This window comes from Pseudomonas sp. AC229, assembly GCF_979254655.1.
On sequence record NZ_CEEDHK010000102.1, the window covers coordinates 1 to 236 of the forward strand.

Here is a 236-nt window from a genome sequence, read left to right on the forward strand (position 1 = left end):
TCTATGCGCTCGGCGGTGTCCAGATAGAAGGTCGCCGCCTGGCCTTGGCCATCGGCCGTACTGGCTGGAATACCGTCGGAGATCAGCTTGAAGCCACGCACGCCAAACGCCGAACGGGCACCGAAACCGCGTGAGGACAGTTGTAGGTCGTGCGCGTAGTTCTGACGGGTTTGAACCACCAGCCCCGGCACGCGGCTAAGCGCCTCCGAGGCGTAGATGCCCAGCTGACCATCGCT

General features: G+C 63.6%; 1 protein-coding gene. It reads right to left on the bottom strand.

Translation table 11 applies throughout. The features are described 5' to 3' along the window. Positions 1 to 236 (bottom strand): TonB-dependent receptor plug domain-containing protein (locus tag AC0IW7_RS25030; protein WP_471821557.1); only part of this gene is annotated, 236 nt, incomplete at both ends.